This is a genomic window from Pseudomonas sp. HMWF021, from assembly GCF_003061005.1.
Lineage (GTDB): Bacteria > Pseudomonadota > Gammaproteobacteria > Pseudomonadales > Pseudomonadaceae > Aquipseudomonas.
Window position 1 is genome coordinate 1,345 of the sequence record NZ_QAIK01000175.1, and the last position, 7,831, is coordinate 9,175.

Sequence of the window (7,831 nt, forward strand, 5' to 3'; positions counted from 1 at the left end):
TCACCCCCAATGTCGAGTGCGAAAACAGCTCGAGCCTGCTCAGCGTGGTGCTGCGCTCCGATGCCATCGGCATCGTTGGCGCGTATTCCGATGCGCTGCATCAGGCCAAGGGTGAGCTGGTGTGTTTGCGGATCGAAGGGTTGGCCGATGATCTGGAAGAGTTGTACACCCGTTACGGGATTGTCAGCCGGGCGGGGTATCGGCTGTCGCCGTTGGCGGAGGCGATGATTGAGCAGATCAAGGTGATTGATGCGGTGGATGAGGAGGTGTGTTCACTCGAAAATTTTGCTGTTTGAGCTACCGCTATCGCTGGCAAGCCAGCTTGTATGCTGGGACTTGAAGGGAGGAGGAGGGACAAAGCCAGATTCTGACTGTTGGCGCAGTACAGATCCGTGGGAGATTTCGCCCCTCCTCCTTTCACCCAAGCGCCGATAAAGAATGCATCTGGCTAGACCGACGATAGGAACAAGCCTGCGCCTCTGAGTGATCCCTTCAAGTACTCAAAACCATATCTCGGGGGGTGTTCAATGGCAATGTCGGTTTCTGTTTCCAAGCCAATCGTGGGCGTGGATGTCGCCAAGAATGAGCTGGTCATCTATCAGGCCGAGCTGGATCTGCTCGAGACTATTTCCAATGACAAGGCAGCGATCAAGAAATGGCTGAAAGCCTTGCCTGCACCGGTTGATCTGGCCATTGAATCGACCAATATCTATCACTTGGCGTTCGCCGATCTGGCCCATGAAGCCGGGTGCACGATTTACATGGTCGGTGGCTACGAGCTGAGTCATTACCGCAAAGGAGTGAATGTTCGCGCCAAAACCGACGCGCTGGACGCCAAACTGCTCGCCCGTTATCTGAAAAATGAATACGAAGAACTGCATCCCTGGATTCCGCCATCGCCGCTGTATCGCCGACTCTTGAGCCTTTTTCGTCGTCGCGCAGCGCTGGTTCAGGCGCGCGTTGGCTTGGTGCAAAGTTGGAAAAATGAGCCGCTGCTTAAAAGCGCGTTTGCCGAGCAAGTGGCCTCAATGCAGAGGCTTGAGACGTTGGTCGAGAAGATGATCAACGAGCAGTTGAAGGAAGCCGGTTTGCTTGCCCAACTGACGCGATGCACGAAGGTCGAAGGCGTTGGTTTTTTGACTGGCGCCCGTTTGATTGTTGCGTTTGAACGGGGTGATTTCAGGAATGCAGATGCATTCATCGCGTTTTTGGGGATGGATTTGCGAGTGTCACAGTCGGGGAAAAAGGATGGTCGCCGAAGCCTGACCAAGCGCGGAGATCCGGAAGCTCGTCGACTGCTGCATAACGCAGCCATTTCGGCCAGTCGTACGCCAGCCTGGAAAGTCTTCTACGAGGAGCAAAGAGCCCGAGGCTTCAGCACGACACAGGCACTGGTGATACTGGCTCGAAAGCTTGCGCGGGTGGTATTCGCTCTGCTCAAGGGGCAAAGCGAATATCAACCGAAGGCCGGTTGAGGGCTTTCCCTCAACCATAGAATCTCCCACAAGTTCCGGGTGTTCACATCATTTGTGCCTGGAGCAAATCCTGTGGGAGCTGGCTTGCCAGCGAAGGCGTCGCCACGGGCACCGATGCATCCCCTGCATAAAACCCATTCCCCAAATGCACTTGCCGAACACCCCCGCCGAAAGCGACAACCCCCACCTGTCTTTCTGACCGGTGAACCCCATGTCCAACCCGCAAAACCCCGTGCGCAACGTGCTGTACATCATGTGCGATCAACTGCGCCGCGATTACCTGTCCTGTTACGGTCATCCGCATCTGCACACGCCGAACATCGATCGCCTGGCCGCCGCCGGCGTGCGCTTCAGCCGCGCCTACACCCAGGGCACGATCTGCGGCCCGTCGCGGATGTCGGCCTACACCGGGCGCTACGTCAGCAGCCACCAAGTGGCGTGGAACGCCGTGCCGTTGCCGCTGGAGGAACTGACGATCGGCGACTACCTGCGCCCCCACGGCATCCGCACTGCGCTGGTCGGCAAGACCCACGCCACGGCCAACGTCGATGCCTTGCAGCGTCTGGCGATCAACCCGGACAGCGCGCAGGCCGAAGTGCTCAACGAGGTCGGTTTCGAGCCGTACTTTCGCCACGACGGGATCTACCCCGACGACCCGCTGTTCGACGACAAACGCGAATCCGCGCCCTACACCCATTACCTGCGCAAGCAGGGCTTCGACGGGCGCAATCCCTGGCACGACTGGGCCAACGCCGCCGAAGGCGAGAATGGCGAAATCCTCAGCGGCTGGCACATGCGTCATGCCCATTTGCCAGCGCGAATTCCCGAGCAGTTCTCAGAGACTGTCTACACTACAAATCGAGCCATCGACTTCATCACCGAGCAAGGTGAGAAATCCTGGTGTTTACACCTCTCCTACATCAAACCGCACTGGCCCTATATCGTACCGGCGCCATACCACGCCTTGTACAGTACGAAATCGATTCTCGAAGCGGTCCGCGCAACGCCCTCCGAAGCCAGCAAACACCCCGTATACACGGCGTTTCGTCAACATGAGGAAAGCCTCAACTTCTCCCGTGATTCCGTACGATTGAATGTAATCCCCACCTACATGGGCCTGATCAAGCAGGTGGATGATCAACTCGGGCGGCTGTTCGATTTTCTGCAGAGCAACGGTCGCTGGGATGACACGCTGATCGTGTTCACCAGCGATCATGGCGACTTTCTTGGCGATCACTGGCTGGGCGAAAAGGAGTTTTTGCTGGAGCAAGCGGTGGGCGTGCCATTGATCGTGCGCGACCCGCGCGCGGCGGCGGATATCACTCGGGGGACGGTGGATGAACGCCTGGCGGAAACCATTGACGCCCTGCCGACGTTTCTCCAGGCCCTGGGTTTGCCAGGGGCCGAACATCGACTGGAAGGACGCTCGTTGATCCCGCTGCTGCACGGGGAAAATCCCGATTGGCGCCGCTATGCCATCAGCGAATACGACTACGCCTTTCAAGCGCCTGCGCGTGAGCGACTCGTTCAGCCGATCGACCGCTGCCGCATGACCATGGTGCGCAGCGAGCGCTGGAAATACCTGGCGTACGACGGCTTCCGGCCGCAACTGTTTGACCTGTTGAATGATCCGCAGGAGTTGCGCGATCTGGGTGAGGATCCGGCGTACGCGGCGGTGCGCGAAGAGCATGCGGGGTATCTGTTTGAATGGGTGCGCGGGTTGAAGCGGCGGACCACGATCAGTCATCAGGAAATTGATTTGCGCGGGCAGCGGTTTCGCTATGGAGAGCCGGAGGTCGAGAAAGTCGTGCAGATCGGTGTGTGGTAGTTAAAAGCATCGCTGGCAAGCCAGCTCCCACAGGTTTTGCGTTGTTCACATCCTTTGTGTCCGACACAAATCTCTGTGGGAGCTGGCTTGCCAGCGATGGGGCCTTATCAAACGCCGACGATATCCGCGCCTTTAATGGTCTGACTACGCTGCCCCGAAACCCCGACCGGCACTTCACCCTTGAGCGTCACCCGCCGCACGATGCGATCCTGAGTGCCGTAATCATCAATCGCATAATGCTGGGTCGAACGGTTATCCCAGATCGCCACATCGCCCGCCTTCCAGCGCCAGCGCACGGTGTTTTCCTGACGGATCACATGGCTCTGCAACAGGCCGAACAGGTGCGCCGAATCAGCCTGCGAGTAACCCTTGATGCGTTTGACGAAATGCCCCAGCAGCAAGCTCTTTTCTCCGCTGATCGGGTGCACGCGCACCACCGGGTGCTCGGTCTCGTAAACCGTCGAAGTGAAGATCTTGCGATAGCGCTCGAGCTTCTCTGCCGAGACGTCCGGCTTGGCCCCGGCGTAGTCGTACTCGTTGCTGTGCACGGCGACCAGTTTGTCCGCCAGCTCACGCAGCTCCGTTGGCAGTTCGTTGTACGCGGTTGCGGTGTTGGCCCACAGGGTGTCGCCACCAAAGGCCGGGGCCACCACCGAGCGCAGGATCGAGGCTTTCGGGTAGGCGTCGACGAAGGTCACGTCGGTGTGCCAGGAGTTGGCGCGCTGGCCCTCGGCGCCGTCCAGCTCCAGCAGATAACGGGTGCCCTCGCGCACCGGCACGGTGGGATGCGCCACAGGTTCGCCGAGCAGATGGGCAAAGGCTTCCTGGCGCTGATCGTCGAGCTGGGTCTGCTCGCGGAAGAACACCACCTTGTACTGGATCAGCGCCTGCTGAATGGCTTCGACGGTGGCGGCGTCCAGTTCACCGGACAGGTGCACGCCACGAATCTCGGCGCCGATACGGCCGGCCACCGGGTGAATTTCCAGCGCGTGGACAGCGGGTTTTACAGCGAGTGCGGCATTGCTCATGGGTAGACCCTCATCGACTGCTTGCGGATGGACGGCAGCGAAGCATCGCTCTATCTATATTCCATTTACATCTAATAGATATTCACATGCTTCGTTGACGGAATAAGAGCTTGCATTTAAAACCTCAAGCAACCCTCGTCGCAAATGCCTTCGAGCTATTTTTAGGATGCCGGAAAAGCATATGGATCTTCGCCAGTTGCGTTACTTCATCGCCCTCAACGAACACCGCAGTTTTGTCCGTGCGGCGGATGCAATGGGCATCACCCAGCCGGCATTCAGCCGCAGCATTCAAGGGCTGGAGCAGGAGTTCGGCTGCGTGCTGGTGGATCGTGGCAACAAGGATCTGCGCCCGACGCCCGAAGGCCAGGTGGTGCTGCAACATGCGCTGACTCTGGTGCAGGGCGCGGCGTTGCTCAGCGCCGAAGTGACGCAGATGACCAAGCTCGATGCCGGTGAACTGCACTTCGGCTGCGGCCCGGCCCCGGCGGTGAAACTGGTACCCGATGCGGTGGCGCAATTCATCAACGCACACCCGAAAGTGCGCACCTGTTTTCAGGTGGATAACTGGGAAAAACTCAGTCGTGCACTGAGCCGCGAAGAGATCGAATTCTTCATCGCCGATATCCGCCATTTCGAGGCCGATCCGAACTTCCAGACCCAGGCCCTGACACCCAAGCGCGGGGTGTTTTTCTGCCGGCCCGGGCACCCGCTGCTGGCCAAGGAAAGCCTGTCGACCAACGACATGTTCGACTACCCGCTGGCGACCACGTTGATCCCGCCGGGGATCCGCAAATTGCTGGCGAACCTCAGCGGCCGGATCGATTTTTCGCCGACCATCGAGACCGAGCATTTCCCGGCGCTGGTGAAAGTGGTGCTGCAATCCAACGCGATTGGCGTGGGCACGGAAGAGGCGTTCGTCGAAGACATTGCCCAGGGTTCGCTGGCGCTGCTGCACTGGCGCAACCTGCCGCAGAATCTGGAGAGCATGAATGCGCGCTGCGGGATTGTCAGCCGCACTGGGTTTCGTTTATCGCCGGCAGCCAGAGCGATGATCGAGACGTTGGTGGCGGTGGATAAGCAGACAATCAGCGTGGCCGTTTGAAGATCAAAAGATCGCAGCCTTCGGCAGCTCCTACATGGGAATGCGTTCTCCTGTAGGAGCTGCCGAAGGCTGCGATCTTGTGTTTTTAAAGCTTGGCCGCCGCCAGTTCAGGCGCCACCCAATCACTGACCTTGAACGGCTTGCGAATCAGCTTCTGCTGCGCCGCCAGATCCACCGAGTCCTGCAACTTGCCGAGGAATACCGGATCCAGCGTCGACGGGAACACTTCGCTGAGCTTCTGATCCGCCAGATCCTGGGTCAGGATCACCGGTGGATAACTCGCCAGCCCCGACACCAGTTGCACGTAAGCGTCCTTGTTGCTGTCCTGAGTCAGCCATTCCACGGCCTGCTGCTGCGCCTTGAGCAGTTTGGCCACGACCTCCGGGTGCCCGTCGACAAACTTGCCGGTGCCGACCAGCACCGATTGCACACTGCCGGCGCCGCCCAGATCCTTGGTGCTGAGCGGCAACTCCGCCAGCCCCTTGGCTTGCAGCGCCGTCAGCCCTGAGCTGCCCCACGACGCGTCGATCTGCTTGGCCGCCAATGCCGCGACCGCCCCGCTGAAGTCGAGGTTGATCACTTTCAGATCCTTCTCGCTCAAGCCCTGACTGGCCAGCGCCGCATCAAACGACAGCTGCGTGGCGGTGCCACGGAAAATCGCCACGCGCTTGCCTTTCAGATCCTGCAGGCTCTTGATCCCCGACCCCGGCACCACGCCCAGATACTGCTTCACCCCGCGCGCACTGGCGCTGAGCAAACGGGTATCGAGACCGTTGGACTTGCCAATGATCGCCGCGAGGTCGCCCAGATACGCCAGATCGACCTGACCGTTGGCAAACGCCTCGTTGATCACCGGCCCGGCGCCTTTGAAGAAGCTCCATTGAATCTTGATGCCCTGATCGGCAAAGGCTTTTTCGAAGATCTGCTGATCACGCAGCACGTCCACCACACCGCCGCCGCTGTGCTGGGTCCCGGCGCTCAGGTCGGGGACGGCGATCCGGATCTCCTTGAGTTCATCGGCCTGCGCGGTAAACGCCAGCAGCCCCGCCAGCGCCGGGATGGCAAACAGACTGAAGACTCGTTTGAAGGGAAGGTTCATGGGTGCGGCTCCTTGATCACGACAGGCGTTGAGGAACCGAAAGTAGGCCGAAGCATGACCTTCGCTTAAATACTATAAATGCACATTTTTATAGCCTTTAACGCTAAGCAAGCAACAACGCGGGTTACAGCGGCGTATGCATTAACAGCATCGAAAATATTCTTCGAATGCATTGGATGCGCGTTGAGCTGCAGGCCTTAAATGGCGGTGCTTATCTCCAAATCTAATGTTTTTCATTTTGCTTATAACGATTTGTTTATAGCTAATACCGCTAGAGATCGCAGCCTTCGGCAGCTCCTACAGGGGCGAATTCACGGACGCGTCCCCCTGTAGGAGCTGCCGAAGGCTGCGATCTTTTGATCCTGCTCCCGATCCAACCCGACAACGGAGGTCACCCATGGCCCGTGATTCCCTGCTCAGCCTGCCGCTGCCCGCGCCGCCACTGAAAAGTCGGCACGTATGGCCCAGCCTGAATCAACGTCTGTTGCCCTGGTTGCTGCCAGTCAGCCTGTTCGCCCTGTGGTGGCTGGCCGCGCGCAATCAATGGATGAGCGAACAGATCCTGCCGGCCCCATCGCTGGTGTGGAACAGCGCCATCGAACTGGCCCATGGCGAACTGTGGAGTCATTTGTGGATCAGCCTGCAACGCTTGCTCTGGGGCCTGCTCGCCGGGATTTCGGCGGGTGCGGTGCTCGGCGCGGCTCTGGGATTCAGTCGGCGTCTGGAACGTTTGATTTTCCCGACGTTCGCAGGTCTCGCGCAGGTGCCGACACTGGCGTGGATTCCACTGTTCATGGTGTTTTTCGGCATCGGCGAAGTGCTGAAACTGGTGGTGCTGATCAAGGCCATCGTGGTCCCGGTGACGCTGCACACCCTGGTCGGTGTGCGTGATGCGCAGCCGAAACTGCGCGAAGCCGCCTCCGTGTTGCGCCTGCCTCCCTACCTGCTGATCCGGCGTCTGGTGTTGCCCGCCGCGCTGCCGGCGTTCATGGCCGGCGTGCGTCTGGCCCTGGCCGCTGGCTGGACTTCCTTGCTGGCGGTGGAGCTGCTGGCGTCCAGCGAAGGCATCGGCTACCTGATGGTCTGGGCGCGGCAATTGTTCATGCTCGACATCGTGTTCGTGTGCATCGCCGTCATCGGCCTGCTCGGCGTTGCGATGGATCGCGGTATCGGTTGGCTCGACCGCAAACTGGTGCACTGGCCGCACCCGGCGACTGCGGAAATCCGCCGTGGCCCGCGCTATGAAGGCTGGCAGCGAGTGCAACCGTGGCTGGTGCCGCTGGGCATGATCGGTGTGTG

At 59.6% G+C, this 7,831-nt stretch carries 6 protein-coding genes and 1 pseudogene; 5 read left to right on the top strand and 2 right to left on the bottom strand.

What is annotated here, in order from left to right:
- The 3 genes and pseudogenes from DBR18_RS29960 to DBR18_RS25215 form a co-directional block, all read left to right on the top strand.
- Positions 1–296: pseudogene (locus tag DBR18_RS29960) on the top strand (LysR family transcriptional regulator); the annotation flags it as partial.
- A 231-nt stretch (positions 297–527) separates the two neighbouring features.
- Entirely contained in the window at positions 528–1,475 is a 948-nt protein-coding gene (locus DBR18_RS25210; RefSeq protein ID WP_108592353.1) for a transposase, read from the top strand.
- A 211-nt stretch (positions 1,476–1,686) separates the two neighbouring features.
- The gene (locus DBR18_RS25215; RefSeq protein ID WP_108592354.1) at positions 1,687–3,303 is read left to right on the top strand and encodes an alkaline phosphatase family protein; all 1,617 of its coding nucleotides are present in this window, start codon (positions 1,687–1,689) and stop codon (positions 3,301–3,303) included.
- Positions 3,304–3,410: 107 nt separating this feature from the next.
- On the opposite strand, the gene DBR18_RS25220 is transcribed toward DBR18_RS25215, so the two are convergent.
- Positions 3,411–4,331: a TauD/TfdA family dioxygenase gene (locus DBR18_RS25220; RefSeq protein ID WP_108592355.1), complete on the bottom strand. Its 921-nt coding sequence runs from the start codon at positions 4,329–4,331 to the stop codon at positions 3,411–3,413.
- A gap of 181 nt (positions 4,332–4,512) precedes the next feature.
- Here DBR18_RS25220 and DBR18_RS25225 point away from each other — a divergent pair, with 181 nt between their 5' ends.
- Complete coding sequence (locus tag DBR18_RS25225; protein WP_007963461.1) at positions 4,513–5,433, top strand: LysR family transcriptional regulator; 921 nt, start codon at positions 4,513–4,515, stop codon at positions 5,431–5,433.
- Between the two features lie 85 nt (positions 5,434–5,518).
- Here the strand turns inward: DBR18_RS25225 and DBR18_RS25230 are convergent, their stop codons facing one another.
- On the bottom strand, positions 5,519–6,532 hold the full coding sequence (locus DBR18_RS25230) for an ABC transporter substrate-binding protein (protein WP_108592356.1): 1,014 nt from the start codon (positions 6,530–6,532) through the stop codon (positions 5,519–5,521).
- A 397-nt stretch (positions 6,533–6,929) separates the two neighbouring features.
- On the opposite strand from DBR18_RS25230, the gene DBR18_RS29965 reads away from it, so the two are divergent.
- Positions 6,930–7,831 (top strand): ABC transporter permease (locus DBR18_RS29965; RefSeq protein WP_256588964.1); only part of this gene is annotated, 902 nt, incomplete at its 3' end.

Excerpts from the sequence above, each read along its gene's own strand:
- DBR18_RS25210 (WP_108592353.1), top strand. The coding sequence starts at position 528 with ATGGCAATGTCGGTTTCTGTTTCCAAGCCAATCGTGGGCGTGGATGTC.
- DBR18_RS25215 (WP_108592354.1), top strand. The coding sequence starts at position 1,687 with ATGTCCAACCCGCAAAACCCCGTGCGCAACGTGCTGTACATCATGTGC.
- DBR18_RS25220 (WP_108592355.1), bottom strand. The coding sequence starts at position 4,331 with ATGAGCAATGCCGCACTCGCTGTAAAACCCGCTGTCCACGCGCTGGAA.
- DBR18_RS25225 (WP_007963461.1), top strand. The coding sequence starts at position 4,513 with ATGGATCTTCGCCAGTTGCGTTACTTCATCGCCCTCAACGAACACCGC.
- DBR18_RS25230 (WP_108592356.1), bottom strand. The coding sequence starts at position 6,532 with ATGAACCTTCCCTTCAAACGAGTCTTCAGTCTGTTTGCCATCCCGGCG.